Consider the following 23667-nt stretch of genomic DNA (forward strand, 5'->3'; position numbering starts at 1 on the left):
GGAGCACGCATGATGTGGGAAACGCTGGGCACGGTCCGTGACCTGGGCCGACTGCAGGAAATCGCCGTCGTCCTGATCCGCTATGGCTTCGGCGACGTGGTGCGGCGCATCGGCCTGGCCAGCACGCTGGAGCGGGCAGGGCGCCTGCTGCACTGGAACGAGGAGCGGCAGGAACTGTTGCGGATGACCGCGCCGGTGCGCGTGCGCAGCGCGATGCAGGATCTCGGCCCGACCTTCGTCAAGCTCGGCCAGGTACTGGCGACGCGCGTCGACCTGCTGCCGCCGGAATGGATCGCCGAGCTCTCTGAACTGCAGAACGCAGTGCCGGCGCTGCCGTACGCGGATATCCGCGAGCAGCTTGAGGCCGACCTTGGCGCATCGCCTTCAGAAGTGTTCGCCTTCCTCGATGAAACCCCGATGGCCGCCGCCTCCTTGGCGCAGGCCCACCGCGCGCGCCTGCATGACGGTCGCGAGGTGGTGCTGAAGGTGCGTCGCCCCGGCATCCGCGATGTGGTCGAGGCCGACCTGCGGCTGCTGGCCCGCCTGGCGGAGATCGTCGAGGCGCGCCTGCCGGACCTGCACCGCTATCGCCCGGCCGAGGTGGTGCAGCAGTTCACCGTGTCGCTGCGTCGCGAGCTGGATTTCGCCGCCGAATGCCGCAATGCCGAGCGCATCGCGCGCAACTTCAAAGGCCGCGACGACATCCTGATTCCCGACGTGCACTGGCAGTGGACCTGCGAAAGCCTCAACGTGCAGGACTTCGTCGACGGCATTCCAGGGCGTGACCTGGCCGGCGTCGATGCGGCCGGGCTGGACCGGCGCGAACTGGCGCGGCGTGGAGCCGACATCGTGCTGAAGATGGTGCTGGAGGACGGCAGCTTCCATGCCGACCCGCACCCCGGCAACATCATCTACCTGCGTGACGGCCGGATTGGTGTGATCGATTTCGGCATGGTCGGTGCCTTGTCGGAAGTGCGGCGCTTCCAGGTCGCGCAGCTGCTGCACGGGTTGGTCGAGCAGGACCCGCAGGGTGTGGCCGACGTGCTGCTGGACTGGGCCGGCGGCGTGGAAGTGGACGAGAACCGGCTGCAGCACGACATCAGCCAGTTCGTCGACCAGTACCGTGGCGTGCCGCTGAAGGACCTGCGCATCGGTCTGATGCTGGGCGACATCACCCAGCTGCTGCGCAGCTACAGCCTGACCCTGCCGGCCGACCTGGCGCTGATGATCAAGGCGTTCCTGACCCTGGAAGGCATGGGGCGGCAGCTGGACCCGGATTTCGACATGGCCAGTGCCGCGCGCCCGTTCCTGGAACGGGTGGTGCTGCAGCGCTATGCGCCCAAGGCCCTGCTCAAGCGCGGCCGCCGCAGCCTGCTGGGCCTGGTCGACTTCGCCGGTGAACTGCCACGCGACCTGCGCAAGCTGGTCCAGGCCGCCCGCCGTGGGCGCCTGCAGCTGAAGGTGGAAACCACGGCGCTGCAGGGCTTCGGCGAGCAGGTGAACCGTGCGGCGAACCGGCTGGTGATGGGCATCGTCACCGCCGCATTGATCATCGGCTCGTCGATCGTGATGCACAGCGTTGGCGGCGTCTCCAGCCGTTGGCTGCTGGCACTGGGCGTGTGCGGCTTCATCGGCGCCGGCTTCTGCGGCGTCTGGATCCTGTTCTCGATCTGGAGAAGCGGTAAACACACCTGAGTGTGTTTACCGCAGCGGTTCCCAACGGGAACCGCGGAATCGCTGCGCGATTCCTGTAGAGCCGACCGCTGGTCGGCTGCTTCTGCTCTCGGCGTTGTCTCTGCCAGCCAAGCCAAGCCCGGTGACGATTGCCGAGCACGGGTCGGCGCTACAGCTGTCGCCGTGTCGCCCCAAGCACTTGCAGTCCCGTTCATTAGTAGTAATACTACTAACCATGGACCTGACCGACACCCAGCAGGCGATCCTGCAGTTGATCGCCGAGCGTATCGAGAGCGAAGGCGCACCGCCGTCGCAGACTGAAATCGCACGTGCGTTCGGCTTCAAGGGCGTACGCGCGGCCCAGTACCACCTGGAAGCCCTGGAGCAGGCCGGTGCGATCCGTCGCATCCCCGGCCAGGCCCGCGGCATCCGCCTGGTGCAGGCACCGCCGGTCGAAAAGCTGGCCGAGCCGGGCCTGCCGGACAGCGTCCTGCGCCTGCCGGTATTGGGCCGTGTCGCAGCCGGCCTGCCGATCGGTGCTGATATCGGCTCGGACGACTTCGTGGTGCTGGACCGGGTGTTCTTCTCGCCGGCACCGGATTACCTGTTGAAGGTGCAGGGCGATTCGATGATCGACGAGGGCATCTTCGACGGTGACCTGATCGGTGTGCACCGCACCCGCGATGCTCATTCCGGACAGATCGTGGTGGCCCGCATCGATGACGAGATCACCGTCAAGCTGCTGAAGATCGCCAAGGATCGTATCCGCCTGCTGCCGCGCAACCCCGACTACAAGCCGATCGAGGTGCTGCCGGATCAGGACTTCTCGATCGAGGGTCTCTATTGCGGCCTGCTGCGGCCCAACCGTTGACCCGTTCCATAGCGCATTACCCCGCGGTCTTTTGTGGCGATTCTCTGGTTCCACTGAGGTTGGTACGGATGTCCGATAATTCTTTTCAGAGCGCCGGGCAGAATCTCAGCCTGTGCGATACGTCCGACTTAAAGTGAACCCATGGCAAAGAAGACCCCCAAAGACAGCACCTCCAACGACACGACCTCTGCAAGGACCAATCCGATGGACGAGAACAAGAAGCGCGCCCTCGCTGCAGCTCTGGGCCAGATCGAAAAGCAGTTCGGCAAGGGCTCGGTGATGCGCATGGGCGACCGCGTGGTCGAACCCGTCGAAGCCATCCCGACCGGTTCGCTGATGCTCGACATCGCGCTGGGCATTGGTGGTCTGCCGAAGGGCCGTGTCGTTGAAATCTACGGGCCGGAATCCTCGGGCAAGACCACCTTGACCCTGCAGGCCATCGCCGAATGCCAGAAGATGGGCGGCACCGCGGCCTTCATCGACGCCGAGCACGCGCTGGACCCGATCTACGCCGCCAAGCTGGGCGTGAACGTGGATGACCTGCTGCTGTCGCAGCCGGATACCGGCGAGCAGGCGCTGGAAATCGCCGACATGCTCGTCCGTTCGGGTTCGGTGGACATCCTGGTGATCGACTCGGTCGCCGCGCTGACCCCGAAGGCCGAAATCGAAGGCGAGATGGGCGATCAGCTGCCGGGCCTGCAGGCCCGCCTGATGAGCCAGGCGCTGCGCAAGCTGACCGGCAACATCAAGCGCTCCAACACCCTGGTGGTCTTCATCAACCAGCTGCGCATGAAGATCGGTGTGATGATGCCGGGCCAGAGCCCGGAAACCACCACCGGCGGCAACGCGCTGAAGTTCTACGCCTCGGTGCGCCTGGACATCCGCCGCATCGGCGCGATCAAGAAGGGCGACGAGATCATCGGCAACCAGACCAAGATCAAGGTCGTCAAGAACAAGCTGGCGCCTCCGTTCAAGCAGGTCATCACCGAGATCCTGTACGGCGAAGGCATCAGCCGCGAGGGCGAGCTGATCGACATGGGTGTGGACGCCAAGCTGGTCGAGAAGGCCGGCGCCTGGTACAGCTACGGTGAGGAGCGCATCGGCCAGGGCAAGGACAACGCCCGTGGCTACCTGCGCGACAACCCGACGGTCGCTGCCAAGCTTGAAGCCGAGCTGCGCGAGAAGTTCCAGCCGACCGAAGCCAGCCGCGAGGAAGGCGACGACGAAGGCGACGACGAATAAGGCTTGCTGTGGGGCAGGGCGGCGCCGTCAGTGACGTCGCCCTGTCCCGCAGGTTCGAATCGCCCAGGGATGGGCAGGGCGCCACGGATGGCGCCACCCTTGGAGCACCGATGTCCGACGCCGACGACATTCCCACCGGCCGCAAGCGCCGGCCGCGCGAGCAGACGCCCGTGCAACGCGCTCTGGGCCTGCTGGTCCGCCGCGAGCACTCGCGCAAGGAACTCACCCGCAAGCTGACCGCACGTGGCATCGAAGATGAAGCCGCCCAGGCGGCTGTCGCCAAGCTGACCGAAGCTGGCTGGCAGGACGACACCCGTTTCGCCGAGAACCTGGTGCGGATGCGCGCCAACACCGGTTATGGCCCGATCCATGTCCGTGCCGAACTCGGTACCCACGGACTGGACAGCGCCGCGATTGCGGCGGCGATGGACGGCTATGAAGGCGACTGGCAGGAAAATGCCCGTGATCTGGTCCGCCGACGCTTCGGCGAGGCGGGTCCTCAGGACCTGACGCAGCGGCGCAAGGCCGCCGATCTGCTGGCCCGGCGGGGCTTCGACGGCGACAGCATCCGCCGTGCGACCCGCTACGACCCGGATGACTGAGACTGGCGGCGCCGGGCCTGATACCCTTTAGGTTTTCGGCGGTCCCTCGCGACCCTGGCCAACGCGGCCGGTGGTCCGGGCCCGCCGGCCCGCAGACTGCCAGCCCCCAATGAACGCATCCGCCAAATTCACGACTTCCCAGATCCGCAGCGACTTCCTTGAATTCTTCAAGGGCAAAGGCCACACCATCGTGCCGTCGGCGCCGCTGGTGCCGGGCAATGATCCGACCCTGCTGTTCACCAACTCCGGCATGGTGCAGTTCAAGGACGTGTTCCTTGGCGCGGAGAAGCGCAGCTACGTGCGCGCGGCCGACGTGCAGCGCTGCCTGCGCGCGGGCGGCAAGCACAACGACCTCGACCAGGTCGGCTACACCGCACGCCACCACACCTTCTTCGAAATGCTGGGCAACTGGTCGTTCGGCGACTACTTCAAGAAGGATGCGATCGCCTGGGCCTGGGAACTGCTGACCCAGGTCTGGAAGCTGCCGGCCGAGCGCCTGCTGGTCACCGTCTACCAGACCGATGACGAAGCGTACGCACTGTGGCGCGACATGGTCGGCGTGCCGGAAGAGCGCATCGTGCGCATCGGCGACAACAAGGGCGCACCGTTCGCTTCGGACAATTTCTGGCAGATGGCCGACACCGGTCCGTGCGGCCCGTGCACCGAGATTTTCTACGACCACGGTGACCATATCGCCGGCGGCCCCCCGGGCTCCCCGGACGAGGACGGCGACCGCTTCATCGAAATCTGGAACCTGGTGTTCATGCAGTTCGACCGCCAGCCGGATGGCACCCTGGTGCCGCTGCCGGCGCCGTGCGTGGATACCGGCATGGGCCTGGAGCGCCTGGCGGCGATCCTGCAGCACGTGCACACCAACTACGAGATCGACCTGTTCCAGGCCCTGATCCGCAAAGCCAGCGAACTGACCGGCACCGCCGACCTGGAAAACAAGTCGCTGCGCGTGATCGCCGACCACATCCGCGCCTGCTCGTTCCTGATCGTCGACGGCGTGCTGCCGTCCAACGAAGGCCGCGGCTACGTGCTGCGCCGTATCATCCGCCGCGCCCTGCGCCACGGCTGGATGCTGGGCGTGCGCCAGCCGTTCTTCAGCAAGCTGGTGCCGACCCTGGTCGAGCAGATGGGCGAGGCCTACCCGGAACTGCCGGCGGCGGTGGATACCGTCACCCGTGCGCTGCAGGCCGAGGAAGAGCGTTTCGCTGAAACCCTCGATGCCGGCATGAAGATCTTCGAGGACGTGGCCGGCAAGGCCAGCAATGGTGTGATCCCGGGTGTTGACGCGTTCCGCCTGTACGACACCTATGGCTTCCCGCTCGACCTGACCCAGGACATTGCCCGCGAGCGCGACCTGACCGTCGACATTGCCGGCTTCGACGCCGCGATGGAGCAGCAGCGCGAGACCGCGCGCGCGGCTGGCAAGTTCGGTGGCGGCGTGACGCTGCCGGCCGAGTTGGTGGCGACCCTCAGCCCGACCGTGTTCCTGGGGTATGACCGCCTGCAGGCCGACGGCCTGACCGTGCTGGCGCTGCTCAAGGACGGTCGTCCGGTGCAGTCGGCCGATGCCGGTGATGCGGTCATCGTGATCACCAACCAGACCCCGTTCTACGCCGAGTCCGGCGGCCAGGTCGGCGACACCGGCGTGCTCACCGGCAACGGCGTGCGCCTGGTGGTGGAAGACACCCAGAAGTTCGCCGGCCAGTTCCATGGCCACGTCGGCACCCTGTCCGAAGGCGGCCTGAAGGTCGGTGATGTGCTGTCCGGCCAGGTCGATGGCGAGCGCCGTGGCGCCACCATCCTCAACCACTCCGCCACCCACCTGCTGCACGCCGCCCTGCGCGAAGTGCTCGGCACCCACGTGCAGCAGAAGGGCTCGCTGGTGGCGCCGGATCGCCTGCGCTTCGACTTCTCGCACTTCCAGCCGATCAGCGCGGAAGAGCTGGCCGTGATCGAGCGCAAGGTCAACCAGCAGGTGCGTGCCAACAACGCTGCCGAAGTGCACACCATGGCCATGCAGGAAGCGCTGGACTTCGGCGCGATGGCCCTGTTCGGCGAGAAGTACGGCGAACACGTGCGCGTGCTGAAGATGGGTGACTACTCCACCGAGCTGTGCGGCGGTACCCACGTCAACCGCACCGGCGACATCGGCCTGTTCAAGATCACCTCCGAGGGCGGTGTCTCCGCTGGCGTGCGCCGTATCGAAGCGGTCACCGGCCAGGGCGCCCTGGACTACGTGGACGCCGAAGAGGCTCGCCTGGCCGAAGCCGCCGATCTGCTCGGCGGCAGCGCTGCCGACGTGGTCGAGAAGATCCGTGCCCTCGGCCAGCGCCAGAAGCAGCTGGAGCGCGAACTGGAAGCCGTGAAGGCCAAGGTTGCCGCCGGTGCCACGGCCGATCTGTCCGGCCAGGCGGTCGAGGTTGCCGGCGTGAAGGTGCTGGCTGCCCGCCTGGAGGGCTTCGATGCCAAGGCCCTGCGTGACGCCATGGACCGCCTGAAGCAGCAGCTGGGCGATGCGGTGATCGTGCTGGCCGGCGCCCAGGACGGCAAGGCCGCCCTGGTCGCGGGTGTGAACGGCAGCGCAATGGGCAAGGTCAAGGCCGGGGAACTGTTGTCCCATATCGCCGGTCAGATCGGGGGCAAGGGCGGCGGACGCCCGGACCTCGCCCAGGGTGGTGGCGAGGACGGGCCCGCCCTTGCCACTGCGCTGGCTGCAGTCGTCGAATGGGTCAGCCCCCGCCTGTGATGAACCTGGCCGTCCCCCTCCTTGTAGGAGCGGGACGGCTGACGGTACCATTGCGAATCTTTTCCCTTTGTCGTGGTAGCGCTTCTTGACGGAGCGTCAAGCCGGTGGGGGATACCCTTCCACACGGTTCCATGGAGACTTACAAAAATGTTGATCCTGACTCGCCGCGTCGGCGAAACCCTGATGATCGGAGACTCGGTGAGCGTCACCGTGCTTGGCGTCAAGGGTAACCAGGTGCGTATCGGCATCACCGCGCCGAAGGACGTCGCTGTGCATCGCGAAGAGATCTATCAGCGCATCCAGCGCGGTGACGAAGCCGGTGGCACCGGTAGCGAAAATTCTGCCGAATAACGCTTTACCTTCGCACTCGATTAACGTTATGATTCACGCCCCGCTGAGGTGCAACGCACCAGACGCGGAGAAAACCCCGGAGTGATGCCCGAGTGGCCGAAGGGGCTCCCCTGCTAAGGGAGTATAGGGTCAAAAGCTCTATCGAGGGTTCGAATCCCTCTCACTCCGCCAGATACAAAGAAGCGCCTGCAGATCCTCGATCTGCAGGCGTTTTTCTTTATCCGACACTCGAAAGTACAGTCGGCGTGGGCTGCCTATCCTGGCTGATCCGTACGGGTGGCAGGCACTGGCGCGGGCGTCACCGCTGGTGCCGGAGCGGGCGCACCGGGCAGCTGTGGCGGTTCAAGATAGCGAGGTGGGGTTTCCCGCCACAGCAAGGCAAGCGTGCAGTCGTTGGCACGTTCCCTGCACATTCTTTCGGCCTTCCGCTGCGCGGCGTCCGCGGTCTTCTCACCCAGTGCAAAGCCCAACGCAATCGTGCCGGTCGCTATGGCCGAATAGCCTTCGCTGCTGGTGCTGGCGGACTGACCGCAATTGCGCGATCGCGCTGCGCAGTAGTGCAGCGACTGCTGCATCGCAGTGGTGAGGGAAGATTGGTTCATCGAATAGCCGTAGCGGCCATCCTTGTCGTAGGTGATCGCAGACGCAGCACTTGCGCCTGATGAAACGGACAACAACAGCGCCAGTGAAACCGCATGCTTCCAGTTCATCACGCTCTCCTTTTCTGCCGATGGTGAATCAACCGGGGAGCCTGGCGCAACCACGCAGGGGGTGCGATGGGCGCCGCCTGCAGGCCGTCTGCCTGCAGGCGTGTACCGATGCATCCGGTTGTCAGAGCTTCACCGTCACACCCACCTGGAAGCCTCGCCCGGGCAACGGTGCGATGTACTTCAACGGCGAGTTGTGCGGCCGTGCTTCTTCATTGAGCAGGTTGCTGCCGTTGACGAACACCTCCATGCCGGCGATGTAGCTGTTGCGTACCGGCAGTTCGCGGCTGACCTGCAGGTCGACCAGGTTGAACGCATCCAGCGGCACTTCCTCGCTGACGTTGCGGCCGAGGTACTTCTGCGTGTCGTAGTAGGTGCTGGACAGCTGCGCCTTCCAGCCCTCGCGCTGCCATTGCAGGTTGGCACCGTAGCGGTTGGTCGGCATGTTCGGCAGGTACTCGCCGTCATTGTGGGCACGCAGCGAATCGGGGCGGTCGGCCTTGTTCTTCACCAGGTCGGCGAAGGCGGACACATTCAACGTGCCGAAGCGGCCCAGGTCCAATGCCTGCGAAGCATCGATCTCGAAGCCCTTCACCGTGGTGTCGGTCTGCTTCCAGTACTTCAGCGGCAGGCGGTTGGCGGTCTGCAGGCCGGAGTAGCCGAGGTAGAGGTAGTTCTCGTACCGCATCCGGTACGCGGTGGCGGACAGCTCGAAACCACCGAGGTGGAACAGGCCGGTCAGTTCCAGGTTCTTCGCGCGTTCCGGTTCCAGATTCTGGTTGCCTTCTTCCTGGGTCATCACCGAGTAGTGCGCGTTGCTGGCATACAGCTCGTTGATCTCCGGGGCACGCTGTGAAGACGAGTAACGCGCCTTGGCAGCGAACATCGGCCCCAGCTCGACATACGAACCCAGGCTGTAGCTGTTGAGCCGGTAGGCGCGGTCCTGCAGTTTGGTGTTGGCGGCATTGCGCGCGGTCTTGAAGCGGCTGGGCTGCAGCTTGTGGTCGATGCGCTCGTGACGCACGCCGGCATCGAAGGTAGCCCAGCCGAAGTCGAGCGTTTCCTTCAGGAACACCGCATTGCTGCGGGTGTCCACGTCCGGCAGGTAGCGCTGAGAACCACTGCCGGTGACATCACGCGACTGATGGCTGAAACCGAGCAGGCCGCTGAGCGGGCCGATGCGTTGATGGCTGAGCAGCAGCTCGGCCTGGGTGCTCTCGAAATCGTAGTCGTTGGCCTTGGTGGCGCCCAGCCGCTCGCCTGAGGTGTTGTCCAGCTTGGAAACGCGGAGTTCCGCGCGCTCGAACCACGGCAGTGGATCACGCAGCAGGGCTTCCAGCGCGTAGCGCTGTTGCTTGATCACCACGCCCACCGGCAGGCCATCGGCATAGTTGGAACCGAACGACAGGTTCTGCATCGAGAAGCCTGGAACGCCGTACTCGCTGTCCTTGGCATCAATGCTGACACCCACGTAGCCACGGTCGAAGAACAGGGTCGAGCCGAAGGCCACCTGACTGTTGCGCGCATAGCTGTTGCCCAGCCGGTGATGGTAGTCGGGCGTCACATCGTTGTTGATCTGCTTCTGCACATACGACGGCGTGCCGGGCACGTAGGCCGGGTTGACCGGATTGATGTAGGTGCGGCGCTGCCAGACCGACGTCGGATTGTTGGTGTAGAAGGAGAAGTCACCATCGGCCCAGTCCGGGTTCTCGGTCATGAACTGGTCGATGTACGGCTGAGAGGCCTTGTTGTAGAGCTGCTGGACGCGCGCCTCTTTCTGGCAGGCGTCGGCCAGTGCCGAATTGACGCCCCCGCCGGCCGGGAACAGTCCGGTGTTGCAGACGCTGGCCTTGCTGTTGCCGGGGATGTCGTAGTGCGAGATCCGCTGGCGCGACACCTGCAGGTTGGTGGACACGTTGCGCTGGTTGTTGAAGTTCATGCGGAAGCCCTGCGCGTCGGCCGCGTTGAAGCCCTTGCGCAGGACCAGTTCCATCGACTGGTCCTTGTCTTCCATGCTGCGCGAGATCAGGCCCGAGTCGATCTCCACGCTGCCACCGATCGCATTGCCGCCGTAGCGCACGGTGTCGGAAGACTTGTTGACGGTGACACTGCGTACGAACAGCGGATCGAACGGGATGTTGATGTCGCCGCTGATCGCGTTCATGCCCAGAATCGACTGGCCGTCCTGCAGGATCTGCACGCGGTTGCCACTGAGGCTGCGGATGACCGGGGCGCCCGCGTTCGGCCCGAAGGCGCTGCTCTGCACACCGGAGACGTGTTCGAGCAGGCCGCCGAGGGTGCGGTTCTGTGCCTGCGGATTGTCGACGGTGACCCGGCTGTCGATGCGCGAGGGTTGGGAGGCCTGGACCTGGAGGGTGGGGAGGGTGGGTTCGTTCGCGGCCTGGGCGGTGTGGACGGCGAACAGAATGGCTGCAGCAAGGAGATGGCGGCGCATGACACGATCCGTGAAGTTGATGTGAAATGTTATAACGTAACTATTTGTATCGACAAGGGCGGATTGGGCCTTGCCATCGGGACTGGATATGAGAACGGTTCTCATATGAGAATGGCGGGTGATTCTTCACGGGCGCACCATGCACAGCCTCACCCTGGCCGACCTCGACCGCCTGGGCCGCAGCAGCGGCTTCCGCTATCGGCTGCCTGCGCGGGCGGCTTCCGATCTGTCGGGCGAGGATTGCGTGGTGCAGGGCAGGGTCGAGCAGCGTCGCCTGCGTCCGGGTGTCCATCTGGCGCTATCGGACGTGATCGCACGCCAGCCGTTCGAGGCCACGTCCGAGTCGCCGCCTGCCTTCTCGGCAATCGTGATGCTGGAGGGCCGCGCAGGTGCGCGCCTGGCGGGGCAGGCGGTGATCGGCATGGGTCCGGGCGCTGGCGCGATGGTGCGGGCCGACGCCACGCCGATGACCGCGATACACCCAGCGGGCCAACGGATGCGCAGCCTGAATGTCTCGCTGGACGCACCGGCCGAGCTGGACGATCCGATCATCACTGAACTGCTATCCGCCGCGCATCGCAGCGGTGGCCAGCAGCTGCGCGGCTGGCAGGTGCCCGGGCATCTCGAGCACGCCGCCGACCAGGTGTTGTCGGGCACCTGGCAGGGCGCAATGCATGCACTTTTGTGCGAAGGCATTGGCCTGCAGATGCTGGCCATGGCGCTGGGCGCGCCGGCACCGGAGGCATCGCCCGACCTGCGCGTTTCAGCACGTGATCGCCGCATGCTGCAGCGGGTGATCGACTGCCTGCAGGCGGCGCCGGCCGCCGACCACAGCCTGGAGGATCTGGCGCGCCTGGCCTGCATGAGCTCGAGCAGCCTGCGGCTGAAGTTCCAGCAGGTGCACCGGTGTTCGGTGTTCGCCTGGCTGCGCGAGCGGCGCCTGCAGTTGGCCTGCGAGCAGCTGCGGCAGGGCTGCAGCGTGCAGCAGGCCGCGCATTTCGTCGGCTACCGGCACGCCACCAATTTCGCGACCGCATTCCGCGCGCGCTACGGCATCGCACCCAGCGAGCTTCGCTGAGTCCGGGCCACCGTCGGCAGTGCGCATACGCCTGCTGCGTCCGCGCATACGTGCGCTCACGCTCAAATGACAATAATTCTCATCCAGCCTTTCCTTCCCGCTGGATCTCCCATGCCTGCCTGTTTCCGCCCGTGTGCCCTGGCTACCGCCATCGGCACGACCCTGGCGCTGTTCAACGCTGCCCACGCCGCCGAACGCGCCCCTGCCGCGACGACCTCCCAGCTCCCGACCGTGCAGGTCACTGCCGACCTTGATGGCAGCACCGAAACGTCGCGTTCGTATACCACCGATTCGATGGGCACGGCGACCGGACTGTCGCTGACCTCGCGGCAGACCCCGCAATCCGTCAGCGTGGTCACCCGCCAGCAGATCGAGGACCGTGGCCTGCTCAGCACCGCCGATGCCCTGGCGACCGCACCCGGCATCTCGGTCACGCGCAGCGACGCCAACCGCTATTCGTTTTCCGCACGCGGCTTCGACATCGACAACTACCAGTTCGATGGCGTGGTGATGCCGGTGTTGTCGCCATGGAACTTCGGCGAGAACAATCTGGACATGGTGGTGTACGACCGCATCGAGATCGTGCGCGGTGCCAATGGCCTGATGACCGGCGCCGGCAATCCCTCGGCGGCGGTGAACTATGTGCGCAAGCGCCCGCTGCGCGAGTTCGCTGCCAGTGGTGGCATCAGCCTCGGCAGCTGGGACGCACGGCGCGCGTGGGCGGATGTGTCCAGCCCGTTGAGCCGGGAAGGACGCGTGCGTGGTCGCCTGGTGGCCGCGCACGCAGAGGGTGACAGCTACACCGCCGGCCTGGACAGCACCGCAAGGACACTCTACGGCGTGGTCAGTGTGGATCTGGGCGAGGACACCGGATTGATCGCCGGTATCTCCTACCAGGGCAGCGACAACCGTGGCTTCGGCAGCGGCTTCGCGTTGTTCAACGCCGACGGCACGCGTACCCGCTTCGACCGCTCGGTATCGGCCACCGCGCCGTGGGCACGGATGACCACCGATACCCGCAACGGCTTCTTCGACTTCAACCATCGCTTCGGTAACGACTGGCAGGCACGCGTGTCCTACAGCCGCTCGCATACCGACATGGAGATGAAGCATCTCTACCGGGGCGGCTATCCCGATCCGGTGACCGGGGCGATGCCCACTGGCAACAGCTTCACCCGCTACGACGGTCCGGTGCGCCGCGAAGCGATCAGCGCCAGCCTGACCGGTCCGTTCCAGCTGTTCGGCCGCCAGCACACGGCGTCCATCGGCTGGTCGCGTTCGCGTGACGAGATCGCGCTCGGCCAGTACCGCGCGCTGGCGCCGCTGCCGCCGTTGGCCAGCTATCTGGACTGGCACGGGCCGGGCACGCCGGAGCCGACGTGGGCCAGCAGCAAGACCCAGGCCGATGACCTGGACAACCATCAGAGCGGTGCCTACGCGGTGGCGCGGTTGTCGCTGGCCGATCCGCTGCACGTGATCGTCGGTGCCCGCCTGAGCAACTGGGAGACCGATCAGGTCTACTTCGGCGCCAAGCGGAAGTACCGCTACCGCAACGAGTTCGTACCGTATGCAGGCGTGGTCTGGGACCTCAACGGCTACAGCAGCGTGTACGCCAGCTACACCGGCATCTTCAAGCCGCAGAACAACCGCAATGAATCCGGACAGATCCTCGACCCGGTCAGCGGCCGCAGCTACGAGCTGGGCCTCAAGGGCAGCTGGCTGCAGGAACGCTTGAATGCGTCGGCGGCATTGTTCCGCACCCAACAGGACAACCTGGCCGAAGCCACCGGTGGGTTGGTTGAAGGCAGCACACAAGCGGCCTACCGCGCGGTGAAGGGCGCAACCGTGGACGGCCTGGAGCTGGAACTGGCTGGCGAGCCGCTGCCGGGCTGGAGCCTGGGCACCAGCTTCACCACCTTCATCGCGCAGGACGCGCAGGGCCGTGCGATCAACACTGCCAAGCCGCGCAGCCTGTTCAAGCTGTTCACCACCTGGCGGCTGCCGGGTGCCTGGGACCGGCTGACGATCGGCGGTGGCGTGGACTGGCAGAACCGCATGTACCAGACCGCCACCGCGCCCGGGAATCGCCGGGTGCCGGTGGAGCAGCCCAGCTACGCGCTGGTGAACCTGATGGCGCGCTACCAGTTCAGTTCCAATGTGTCGGCGGCGGTCAACATCAACAACCTGTTTGACCGCCACTACTACTCGCAGATCGGCTTCTACAACCAGGGCTGGTACGGCGCGCCGCGAAACGTGATGTTCACGCTGAAGGTCGGCTATTGAGGCGGCAGTGGCGAGGTTCAGGGATCCAGTGGATCCATCGGGTCGATGCGAAGTGATTCGGGCGCTGGCACGAAGGTGATCGCGTACGCTGAAATGCGTGAACCGACCTTGCCGGGAACGTAGCCCAGCTCACGGCGGTTGCGGTCACTGAACCCGCTGCTGGCGACCGAATCGATATGCGACGGACTGCTCACCACCAGTGCCGGTTGCCGCGGCGGTGCCTGCAGGGCCGCCAGCAGCCGGGCTGCATTGCGCAGGTTGGTGGTGGTGTGGCGGGCATACGGTTCGATGATGATCGCATCTGCGGGAATGCCGAAGCGCGCGATCAGCGCTTCGCGCATCTGCACCGCTTCGACGCTGCGGGTGCCGCGTGGATGCACGGCGCCACCGGAGACGATGATGAAAGGTGCATCGCCCGCCGCATAGCGCTGCGCAGCGGCCTTCAGGCGCAGCTTGCTGCCAGCGCTGAGCGGGGTGGTCAGCTCGTCCGGGCCCTGCCCAAGCACGATGATCGATGTGTACGGATGCGCGGACCAATCGAGCTGCCGCGCGCGCGCGAATGGCGCGGCGTTCATTCCCGCGTTGATGGGCTCGAAGCGGATCGCGTCGAGGCGATCATTGGCATCGAGCAGGCCCACCGCCACCGCGATGCTGCGATCGAATGCGGTGTAGGCCGCGCTGGCGTCCACTTCGCTCATCTGCATGGCAATGGCAACATCGCCGGCCAGTCGCGTGCTGCCCGCCGCACCGACCGGGCCGTCGATGGCGTCGTAGCGGGGCGGCTGGCCGTGGCCGTAGACGGAGAGGATGTTGTTGAGGCCCGCAAGCTCTCTTTCGATGGCATCGGCGCGTGCCGGAACCGCGGTGGTCAGCAGGCCTGCCTGCGCCGGCGTCCAGTGTGCCGCCTCGAGTGTGCAGGCCGCCGTCCGGCAGCCAGTCATGCGCTGGGTGCGTTCGACCATGAGGGCGCGCGCAGGGGCGGGCAGTGCGTCGTGCTTCAGCTGCACCAGGGTTGGAAACAAGCGCCCGGCCAGTGCCGTGCTGTCGTGGTCGTCAGCGGCCGCCGCAAGCGGCAGCGCTGCCGTGGCAAGCAGGGCGAGGGACAAGCTCAATCGTCGATGCATCACCAGCTCCTGCTGACCATCAGGCGGACGTTGCGGCCGAACAGCGGCCGTCCATAGATTGCCTCGGCCGAACCCTGTCCGGCCAGGGCGTCGGTGCGGGTGTTGCCCTCGGTGAGCCCCTTTTCATTGGTCAGGTTGTCGCCTACCAGCTGTGCGCCCCAGTTGCCGCGCTTCCATGAAACGCCCAGACCCAGGGTCTGGTAGGCAGGCAGCGCTGTCTGGTTGAACAGATCGACGTAGGACTTGCCGACTACGTCATAGCGCAGCCAGGTCTCGAACTGGTCCTGGCCGTGCTGGAAACTGAAAGTCGGTCGCAGGTTGCCGTAGAGCTTGGGTTCGCGAACGATCTGCTTGCCATTGACCGCCGCCGGATCGGCACCGGAATCGTTCTGCAGGCTGTCGTACTGCGGATCGCTGACCGTGATCGAACCGGCGATGCTGAACCAGTCCAGCGGTCGGAACAGGCCATCCAGTTCGATGCCCTTGGAGACGGCGGTACCGATGAAGGGCACCGACTGGTCATTGCGGCCGGTCGTCGGATTGAAGGCAACGAAGGACGCGTTGAGTGGATCGAACTTCGTATAGAACGCGGTCAGGTACAGGTAGGACCGGCCAAAAGCCGCCTTCAGGCCCAGCTCGTACTGGTCCAGCTGGGTCTGCACGATGGTCGGATCGATCGAGCGCGCCACCGACGAATTGGGAACGATCTCCATGTGCGACACGCGGGCGTAGGCGCCCACTGCAGGGGTGAAGTCGAAGTTCGCACCGACCGTCCAGTTGGTGGCGGACGGATTCAGGCGATGGTTCTGGACGACGCCGGTGAACCGGCGTGTGGTGTTGTCGGCCAGTGTGCTGCGATCGCCGAGGTCGACCTGGGCGGTCTGCTCCGCATAGCCTTCATAGCGGTAGCGTTCATGGCGGATACCGGCATCAAGCTTGAAGCGGTCCGTCAGTGCCCACGTGTCATTGGCGTAGACCGCGAACATGCGGGCATCGACCTTGCCGCGATTGAGGGTGGTGGTATAGCGCAGCGTGCCCTTGTCGGTGACATATCCCAGCGGCGTGCCATCGTTGCCGTAGGCGACCAGATCCAGCAGGCGTGGCTTGCCGCGCATCTCCATCAGCATGTCCTGGTACAGGCTGAAGGACGTGGTGCCGAAGAAGGCGGTGTACGCACCGATGTTCAGGTCGTGGCTGCCCCAGGCCGTTTCAAACAGCCGTGTCGCACTGAAGTCGGCCTGGCCGGAGTAGAAGTCCGAATCTGCGGCGCGGTACTGGGCCGAGATCACCAGGCCGGAGTCGGCGTAGGGATCGTAGGCGCTGGTGCCATTGCTGCCGGCCAGTGCGTAGCCCATCCGCGCGACGCCGGCACCGAAGGCGCTGCGGGCCGCGCCCAGATAGCCGTTGGCGAAAGTGCGTGCGTCGACCGGGTTGGTGGTCGAGTACAGCGCGTCGAAGGTATTGCGGCCCTTGGTGTAGCCGGTTTTCAGCGAGATCGTCCAATCGCTGGCGGTGTTCTCGTACTGGAAGCCGATGTTGCCGAAGCGCATGTGGCGGCCATCGGCCAGGTCGCGGTTCATGCCCTGCAGGACACCGCCGCCATCGAGGTACTTCAGGTTGACGCTGCGCAGCGACGGCGAGTTCAGCGTACCGTCGAAATAGTCGATGTACGGATCCAGCGACACGCTGGGATTGCGAGGGTCGGCGACCGGGATCGGCAGGTAGAACGTATTGTGGTCGTCAACGAAGGTGCCGCTGACCTTGAACCAGCTGGTGTCGTCGAAGTAGTGCTTGATGTTGCCGCGGATCTGCCCGCCCTTGTCGTTCGGGAAGCCGTTGTCGCGGTAGCCATCGTGCTGGCGCAGGAAGCCACCGACGGCGTAGAAGGTGTCCTTGCCCAGCGCGCCGGACTGGTACATCTCGCCGCGGTACAGCCCGGTATCGCCGATGGTCAGCTGCGCCTTGCCGTGGGTCTCTTCCGAGCCTTCGGCCAGGATGTTGTTGACGATGGCGCCGCCGCTGCTCGCGTAGATGGGCGCCGGGCCCCCACGTACGATCTCCACCCGTTGGTTCATCACGTCGAACCGGTTCATGCCGTCGCCGGAATTGAAGAAGTGGCCATCCAGCTCCTGGTAGAGCGGCAGGCCGTCCTGCTGGAAGGCGATGAAGCCACGATCGGTGGGAATGCCGCGCAGCCGGGTGATGTTCTGCACCTCGCCGCCGGTGGCCTCGACATGGATGCCGGGAACCGAGCCGAGCAGGTCGGCGTAGCTTTTCGGTGCGAGCTTCTGCACGTCTTCGCGGCTGAGTGAATTGACGGCGAAGGACGCATCGAAGCGACGCTGGGTGCGTGCCGCACCGGTGACCACCACCGCATCCAGCGTTGCAGCGTCGGCGCTGTCCTTGTTCTGGACGGGGGCGTCCTGCGCAGACGCGCTGCCGTGCAGGGAGATCAGGGCCAGGGAGATGCCCAGGACCAGGGGGCTGATGTTCATCGGAGGGCGGCCATGCAGGGAAGGGGGACCGCTGCACGGTAGGTCCGGGCGATGACGGAATTGTTTACTTCGGCGGAAATAAACAATTAAGCGATGGCGTCGGCGCCCAGCTGATGGATCGGCAGCAGCGCCGCGCCCACCGATACCGCGGATCCTCCCAGCCGTGACACATGCACCTGCGGCAGGCGCAGGCTGTCAAGCGCACTGCTCCAGCGTGCCGGTTGCTGCAGGTGTTGCCCCAACACTTCCAGCACCTGCCTCGGCAGTGAGCCGGACAGGATCACGGCGCCAGGATCGAGCCATGCCACACCGGTATTGGCCGCCACGCCCAGCTGGTTGCCCGCGCGTTCTGCCCAGGCATTGATGATGCCGGCATGGGTGTGCAGGCAGGCCTCCAGTTCGAACAGCGATGGAATCCCAGCGCCGGCGTCGCGCAACGTGGCCAGCAGGTCGATGCCCGAGGGGCGCGGCGCGTCCATGCGGAACAGGCGACCGATATCCCCGGCATTGCCGAATTCACCGCGCATCACATCACGTCGATGGATCACGCCACCGCCCACGCCGTGGCCGACATACAGCAGCAGCGCCGACGCGCAGTCGCGGATCAGTCCGCTGTCGTAGTACTCCGCCAGCGCCGCCAGGGTCGCATCGTTCTCCACCCAGACCGGGAAGCCGAAGTAGTCTTCGAAGAACTGGTCGTTGTCGATATCGCGCCAGCCACGCAGCCAGTCCACTGCGTGCCGGCGTGCCGGACCGGTTTCGACCACGGGCCCGGGGACCGCCACGCCGAGGCCGAGGAAACGGGCGCGCATGAGCCCGGTGCGGCTGGTGAGGCTGCGCAGGCGCTGGTCCACCGCGTGCACGAAGTCGCGTGGATCCGCGCTGTCGAAGGCGGTTGCATCGCGGGCGATGACCTGGCCGGCAAAATCCACCAGCGCGATCTCCAGCCAACCGGGGTGCACCGTGGCACCGGCGGCATAGCCACCTCGCCCGGACAGTGCCAGTGGCACCGATGGACGCCCCCGTTGGCCATCGGACAGTTGTCCCTGTTCCTCGATCACTTCCAGCATCAACAGTTCACGCGCCAGGCGGGTCAATGCGCCGTTGTGCATGCCCAGCTGGTGGGCGATGGTGATGCGGGGAATCGCACCCATCGTGCGCAGCAGCCAGATGATGCGTTTGTGGTCGGCATCCAGGGCGATCAGTGGTTTGCGGCGCAGCCGCGACGTCGGGGCCAGGCTCACGGGCGCAGGCCCTCGGTGCGTGCCGCTGGCATGGGCCACGCCAATGCGGCCAGCGAAAGCAGGCTGCCGACGGCGACCAGCGAAACCAGCGCGACCGAGGTGTCCAGATCGCCTGCCTGTATGCCGGGTAGCACCTCGCCCAGCAGCAATGAAGAAGCCGCGATGGACAGTTTCATGGTTCCAGTGAGCAGCGCAAAACAACTGAGGTCATCCTCGCGCCCGCTGCGGGCGGCATGACGACGGGCGATCAGCGCGGTGCGCCGCCACAGCACCAGGCCGACACTGGCCACCGCCGCCCCATGGACAGCGGCACACGCAATCGCTACAGGCAGGGAGGGCTTGGCCTGGTAGACGCAGACGGCAGCGATGGCCAGCACCGACATCAGCGCGATCAGGCCTGTCTCGCTGCACAGCGGGGGGCGCAGGCGCAGATGGAGCCAAGGCACGACCACCATGCCCGCGACCATGGCGAAGGTCAGCGCTGCGCCCTGGTCGGCAAAGGGAAACAGGCGCCCGGCCAGGCCCACCAGCGCCGTCTCTGCCGCTGCGGCCAGCAGAACCGGCAGCAGTGCCGTCAGCGGCAGGGCGCCGGCAACGGGCCTGCTGGTTGTGGCGGGCTGTGCGGGCGTGGCGACGCAGGTCAGGGGAAGCGCGGCGGCCGCGATCAGGATGCCGATGATCATGCAGATCAGCAGTGCGCTGCCACTGCCTGCAGATTCAGGTGCACCGACCACGCCGAACAGTGCTGCAGCGATGCACAGCTTGGAGATCGGTACCACTACCGCGCGAGCGGAAACGTAGCGCATGGCCTCGTTCTCGTCGCGGGGCAACAGCGAAGTCAATGCATTCTGGGCCACGTCGTAAACCGCGTAGCAGGTACGGAACAACAGCGAGGCGGCCAGCAGCGGCAGGAAGGCGGGCTCGGTCGCGGTGCTCGGACTGAACAGCAGGCAGGCGCTGGCCGCGGTACCGAGGCCGCCGACCAGCTGCAGGCGCAAGGCGAGGCGACGCTGGTCGTGCAGGCGGGTGAATACGACGGCCAGCAGCAGGTCGAGAACGCTGCTGTAGGCCAGGGAGATCGCCAGCAGCTGGCCGGTGTGGGCAGCCGACAGTCCCAGCCGCGCGTGCAGGTAGAAGCCGAGTGCCAGGTCCACGAACGACCAGACCAGAGTGCGGGCGAAGTGGCCGGCGGCATAGAGGTGCCGTGGCGAGGGCTGCGCGTTCAACGCCGTGTATGGGAAGGATTGCCGGAGATCCGGCATCGTTCTACTACCCCTGTGTGACAGCGGCCTGACATGGTGCGAGGTCGGCCATTCAGCGAGTGGCTTGCAGCACACGCCGTGGGCGAGCAGCATTGACCGTGCTGCGCCCCACAACGCCTCACGCAGAGCCTTCTTCGCCGAATGGAGCAACGTATGAAGCTGTTGTCCGCTGTGTTGTTGTCTGCGCTTTCACTCCCCGCCGTTACGGCGCTGGCAGAGGAGGGGGCGCCCTCACCGCTGCTGGGGCGCTGGTCGCTGGATATCGCTACGTCTGCGTTGCCCGAGGCGCAGCGCCCGAAGCAGGTGGTGCTGGAGTTCAAGGACGCCGGTGCGGGGCGTTGGAGTTCACATGTGGACATCGTCCTGCACGACGGCAAGACCATGAAATCCGACGGCACGCTGGCCCTGGATGGCACGCCGGGCGCCCTGTCCGGCACCTATGGCGCGGACAAGGCCAATCTGAAACTGCCGGCGCCGAACACCTTGGTGATGCAGCTGGTGGACCACGGCACGCCGGCCTCCACCCGTATCTATACCGTGGCGGCTGACCGCTCGACGATGACCGAGACCAAGGCGTTCTACAGCCACGACGGTACGCCGATCCTGCAGACCAATCTGTTCAAGCGGATGCCGTAGCGATGCTGCGTTCACCACGCCCGCAGAACGGGCGTGGTGAATGCTGCAGCCTTACACCGCGGCCGGGTCGCGCTTGCCGGTGTCGATGCCGTACTTGTCGATGGCCTCCTGCACCCGCGAGCGCTCGATGCGCCCTTCGTCGGCCAGCGACTTCAGGGCGGCCAGCACGATGAAGTGACGATCCACTTCGAAGAACGTGCGCAGCGACTCACGCGTGTCGGAGCGGCCGAAGCCATCGGTGCCCAAGGCGGTGAAGCGGCGGTCGTTGATGAAGGGACGGATCTGGTCGCCGACGATCTTCATGTAGTCGGTGGCCACCACCACCGGGCCTTCATGGCCCTGCAGGCACTGCTGCACGTACGGCACACGTGGCTCCTCGGCCGGATGCAGCAGGTTCCAGCGTTCGGCGGCCAGGCCGTCGCGGCGCAGTTCGGTCAGGCTGGTCGCGCTCCACACATCGCTGGCGACGTCGAAGTCCTGCTGCAGCAGTTCCGCCGCGGCTTCCACTTCGCGCAGGATCGAGCCGCTGCCCATCAGCTGCACGCGTGGCTGCGAGGCGGCATCGGCGGCTGCTGGATGCAGCAGATACAGACCTTTCAGGATCCCCGCTTCCACGCCCTCCGGCAGTGCCGGCTGCGGGTAGTTTTCGTTGAGCACGGTGATGTAGTAGTAGATGTCTTCCTGCTCGACGTACATGCGGCGCAGGCCGTCATGGATGATCACCGCCAGCTCGTAGTTGTAGGTTGGGTCGTAGGACACACAGCTTGGGATCACCGACGACAGCACGTGGCTGTGGCCGTCGTCATGCTGCAGGCCTTCGCCCATCAGCGTGGTGCGGCCGGAGGTGGCACCCAGCAGGAAGCCACGGGTGCGCGCATCGGCGGCGGCCCAGGCCAGGTCACCGACGCGCTGCAGGCCGAACATCGAGTAGAAGATGTAGAACGGGATCGTCGCCAGGCCGTGGTTGCTGTAGGCGGTGCCGGCGGCGATCCACGAGCAGATCGCGCCGGATTCGTTGATGCCTTCCTGCAGGATCTGGCCGTCCTTGGCTTCCTTGTAGTAGCTCAGTTGGCCGGCATCCTGCGGGGTATACAGCTGGCCGAGGTACGAATGGATGCCGATCTGGCGGAACAGGCCTTCCATGCCGAAGGTGCGCGATTCATCGGGCACGATCGGAATGACCAGTTTTCCCAGCTCTGCGTCCTTCAGCAGGCTGGTGAGGATGCGCACGAAGCCCATGGTGGTGGATTGGCCGCGATCGCCGCTGCCCTGCAGCTGGGTGTTGAAGATCGACAGCGGCGGCAGCGGCAGCGGATCGACCTTGGCCAGGCGCGCGGGCAGTTGCCCGCCCTGGATGCGGCGGCGCTCGGCGAAGTAGATGGCTTCGGCGCTGCCCGGTTCCGGGCGCAGGTACGGCATGTCCTCCAGCTGGTCGTCGCTGACCGGCAGGTTGAAGCGGTCACGGAAGGCGCGCACCGCGTCGGCGCTCATCTTCTTCAGCTGATGGTTGATGTTCTGGCCTTCACCGGCTTCACCCATGCCGAAACCCTTGACCGTCTTGGCCAGGATCACGGTGGGCCGGCCGCTGGTGTTCACTGCCTGCTGGTAGGCGGCGTACACCTTCTGCGGATCATGGCCACCACGCGCCAGCGCCCAGATATCGTCGTCGCTCATGTGCGCGACCAGCTCCAGCAGTTCGGGGTAACGGCCGAAGAAGTGCTCGCGCACGTAGGCACCGCTCTGCGACTTGAAGGTCTGGTAGTCGCCGTCCACGCATTCCATCATGCGCTGGCGCAGCAGGCCGCTGTGGTCGCGGGCCAGCAGGTCGTCCCAGCCGCTGCCCCAGATCAGCTTGATCACGTTCCAGCCGGCCGCGCGGAAGGTGCCTTCCAGTTCCTGGATGACCTTGGCGTTGCCGCGCACCGGACCGTCCAGGCGCTGCAGGTTGCAGTTGACCACGAACACGATGTTGTCCAGCCGCTCGCGGCCGGCCAGCGAGATCGCCGCCAGCGACTCGGGCTGGTCCATCTCGCCGTCGCCGAGGAAGGCCCAGACCTTGCGGCCCTGGTGTTCTTTCAGGCCGCGGTATTCCAGGTAACGCATGTAGCGCGCCTGGTAGGCGGCCGTCAGCGGGCCCAGCCCCATCGACACGGTGGGGAACTGCCAGAACTCCGGCATCAATCGCGGGTGTGGATACGAGGACAGGCCTTCGCGACCGGCTTCGCGGCGGAAGTTGTCCATGCGCGCCGGATCGATGCGGCCTTCCAGGTATGCGCGGCCATAGATGCCCGGCGCGGAGTGGCCCTGGATGTAGATCATGTCGCCGTCGAAGGTGTCGGTACGGCCACGGAAGAAATGATCGAAGCCCACGTCGTACAGCACTGCCGCCGACTGGTAGGTGGCGATGTGGCCGCCGACGTTGGAATGCTTGCCGGCACGCAGCACCATCACCATCGCGTTCCAGCGGATCATCGCATTCAGGCGGCGCTCGATGGCCAGGTCACCCGGGTAGGCCGGCTGGCGCTCGGGCGGGATGGTGTTGACGTACGCGGTCCATGCGCGGGTATGCAGGTCACCGTGCTGCTGCGCATCCAGCTCGCTGAGCTGGTCGATCAGGTAGTGCGCGCGCGGCCGGCCGCCGGTCTGCATCACCGCTTCCAGTGATTCACGCCACTCGCGGGTTTCCAGCGGATCGGTATCGAAGGGAATGAGCGCTTGGTTCATGACTGTCTCCAGAGGGCGCCGGTCGGACGTCTGCCTGGGCGACAACACCGGCAGGGCGCACAGCACTGGAGCGGGGTCGCAACGGCGGAGCCGTGACGCGAAGGGCGACCGTCGCGGTCACCGAGAAGACAAGCGTAGGCCCGGCCCCCCGGCTTCGATAG

16 protein-coding genes and 1 tRNA gene are annotated in these 23667 nt (G+C 65.8%); 10 read left to right on the plus strand and 7 right to left on the minus strand.

Going from position 1 to position 23667, the window contains the following annotated elements; translation table 11 throughout:
* Positions 1-12 precede the first annotated feature (12 nt).
* From ubiB to SriyCCGPB3_RS07700, 7 genes are all read left to right on the plus strand, one after another.
* Complete coding sequence (ubiB, locus tag SriyCCGPB3_RS07670; protein WP_350260360.1) at positions 13-1695, plus strand: 2-polyprenylphenol 6-hydroxylase; 1683 nt, start codon at positions 13-15, stop codon at positions 1693-1695.
* Positions 1696-1909: 214 nt separating this feature from the next.
* On the plus strand, positions 1910-2545 hold the full coding sequence (gene lexA / locus SriyCCGPB3_RS07675) for a transcriptional repressor LexA (protein WP_032128412.1): 636 nt from the start codon (positions 1910-1912) through the stop codon (positions 2543-2545).
* Positions 2546-2749: 204 nt separating this feature from the next.
* The gene (recA, locus tag SriyCCGPB3_RS07680) at positions 2750-3787 is read left to right on the plus strand and encodes a recombinase RecA (RefSeq protein WP_010484252.1); all 1038 of its coding nucleotides are present in this window, start codon (positions 2750-2752) and stop codon (positions 3785-3787) included.
* Positions 3788-3897: 110 nt separating this feature from the next.
* On the plus strand, positions 3898-4389 hold the full coding sequence (recX, locus tag SriyCCGPB3_RS07685) for a recombination regulator RecX (protein WP_350260044.1): 492 nt from the start codon (positions 3898-3900) through the stop codon (positions 4387-4389).
* 109 nt (positions 4390-4498) lie between these two features.
* Complete coding sequence (alaS, locus tag SriyCCGPB3_RS07690) at positions 4499-7147, plus strand: alanine--tRNA ligase (protein ID WP_110711852.1); 2649 nt, start codon at positions 4499-4501, stop codon at positions 7145-7147.
* Positions 7148-7294: 147 nt separating this feature from the next.
* A complete protein-coding gene (gene csrA / locus SriyCCGPB3_RS07695) occupies positions 7295-7498 on the plus strand; it encodes a carbon storage regulator CsrA (protein ID WP_004152909.1) in 204 nt (67 codons plus the stop codon).
* A gap of 78 nt (positions 7499-7576) precedes the next feature.
* Positions 7577-7669: transfer RNA gene (locus SriyCCGPB3_RS07700), tRNA-Ser, on the plus strand.
* 83 nt (positions 7670-7752) lie between these two features.
* On the opposite strand, the gene SriyCCGPB3_RS07705 is transcribed toward SriyCCGPB3_RS07700, so the two are convergent.
* Entirely contained in the window at positions 7753-8208 is a 456-nt protein-coding gene (locus SriyCCGPB3_RS07705) for a DUF4189 domain-containing protein (protein ID WP_350260045.1), read from the minus strand.
* Positions 8209-8329: 121 nt separating this feature from the next.
* Complete coding sequence (locus SriyCCGPB3_RS07710) at positions 8330-10660, minus strand: TonB-dependent receptor (RefSeq protein ID WP_350260046.1); 2331 nt, start codon at positions 10658-10660, stop codon at positions 8330-8332.
* 139 nt (positions 10661-10799) lie between these two features.
* Between SriyCCGPB3_RS07710 and SriyCCGPB3_RS07715 the strand changes: the two genes are divergently transcribed.
* Together SriyCCGPB3_RS07715 and fauA are read left to right on the plus strand one after the other, a co-directional pair.
* Positions 10800-11738, plus strand: coding sequence for a helix-turn-helix transcriptional regulator (locus SriyCCGPB3_RS07715; RefSeq protein WP_110711887.1), 939 nt, complete (start codon positions 10800-10802; stop codon positions 11736-11738).
* Between the two features lie 111 nt (positions 11739-11849).
* Positions 11850-14021: a TonB-dependent alcaligin siderophore receptor FauA gene (gene fauA / locus SriyCCGPB3_RS07720; RefSeq protein ID WP_164162090.1), complete on the plus strand. Its 2172-nt coding sequence runs from the start codon at positions 11850-11852 to the stop codon at positions 14019-14021.
* 17 nt (positions 14022-14038) lie between these two features.
* Here the strand turns inward: fauA and SriyCCGPB3_RS07725 are convergent, their stop codons facing one another.
* From SriyCCGPB3_RS07725 to SriyCCGPB3_RS07740, 4 genes are all read right to left on the minus strand, one after another.
* Positions 14039-15145: a YdcF family protein gene (locus SriyCCGPB3_RS07725; protein ID WP_110711889.1), complete on the minus strand. Its 1107-nt coding sequence runs from the start codon at positions 15143-15145 to the stop codon at positions 14039-14041.
* On the minus strand, positions 15145-17640 hold the full coding sequence (locus SriyCCGPB3_RS07730; protein WP_153855150.1) for a TonB-dependent receptor: 2496 nt from the start codon (positions 17638-17640) through the stop codon (positions 15145-15147). The genes SriyCCGPB3_RS07725 and SriyCCGPB3_RS07730 overlap by 1 nt, the downstream gene beginning before the upstream one ends.
* A gap of 86 nt (positions 17641-17726) precedes the next feature.
* Positions 17727-18884 carry an ROK family protein gene (locus SriyCCGPB3_RS07735; protein ID WP_164162089.1) on the minus strand — a complete coding sequence of 386 codons (1158 nt, stop codon included), beginning with the start codon at positions 18882-18884 and terminating at the stop codon, positions 17727-17729.
* Positions 18881-20110: an MFS transporter gene (locus SriyCCGPB3_RS07740; protein WP_350260047.1), complete on the minus strand. Its 1230-nt coding sequence runs from the start codon at positions 20108-20110 to the stop codon at positions 18881-18883. The genes SriyCCGPB3_RS07735 and SriyCCGPB3_RS07740 overlap by 4 nt, the downstream gene beginning before the upstream one ends.
* Positions 20111-20299: 189 nt before the next feature.
* On the opposite strand from SriyCCGPB3_RS07740, the gene SriyCCGPB3_RS07745 reads away from it, so the two are divergent.
* Positions 20300-20782 carry a LuxR family transcriptional regulator gene (locus SriyCCGPB3_RS07745; RefSeq protein ID WP_153855149.1) on the plus strand — a complete coding sequence of 161 codons (483 nt, stop codon included), beginning with the start codon at positions 20300-20302 and terminating at the stop codon, positions 20780-20782.
* Between the two features lie 51 nt (positions 20783-20833).
* Here the strand turns inward: SriyCCGPB3_RS07745 and aceE are convergent, their stop codons facing one another.
* Positions 20834-23506, minus strand: a complete 2673-nt coding sequence (gene aceE / locus SriyCCGPB3_RS07750; RefSeq protein ID WP_350260048.1) for a pyruvate dehydrogenase (acetyl-transferring), homodimeric type — start codon at positions 23504-23506, stop codon at positions 20834-20836.
* Positions 23507-23667: the final 161 nt, after the last annotated feature.

It is taken from the genome of Stenotrophomonas riyadhensis (genome assembly GCF_040256885.1).
In the GTDB taxonomy this organism is placed as follows: Bacteria; Pseudomonadota; Gammaproteobacteria; order Xanthomonadales; family Xanthomonadaceae; genus Stenotrophomonas; species Stenotrophomonas riyadhensis.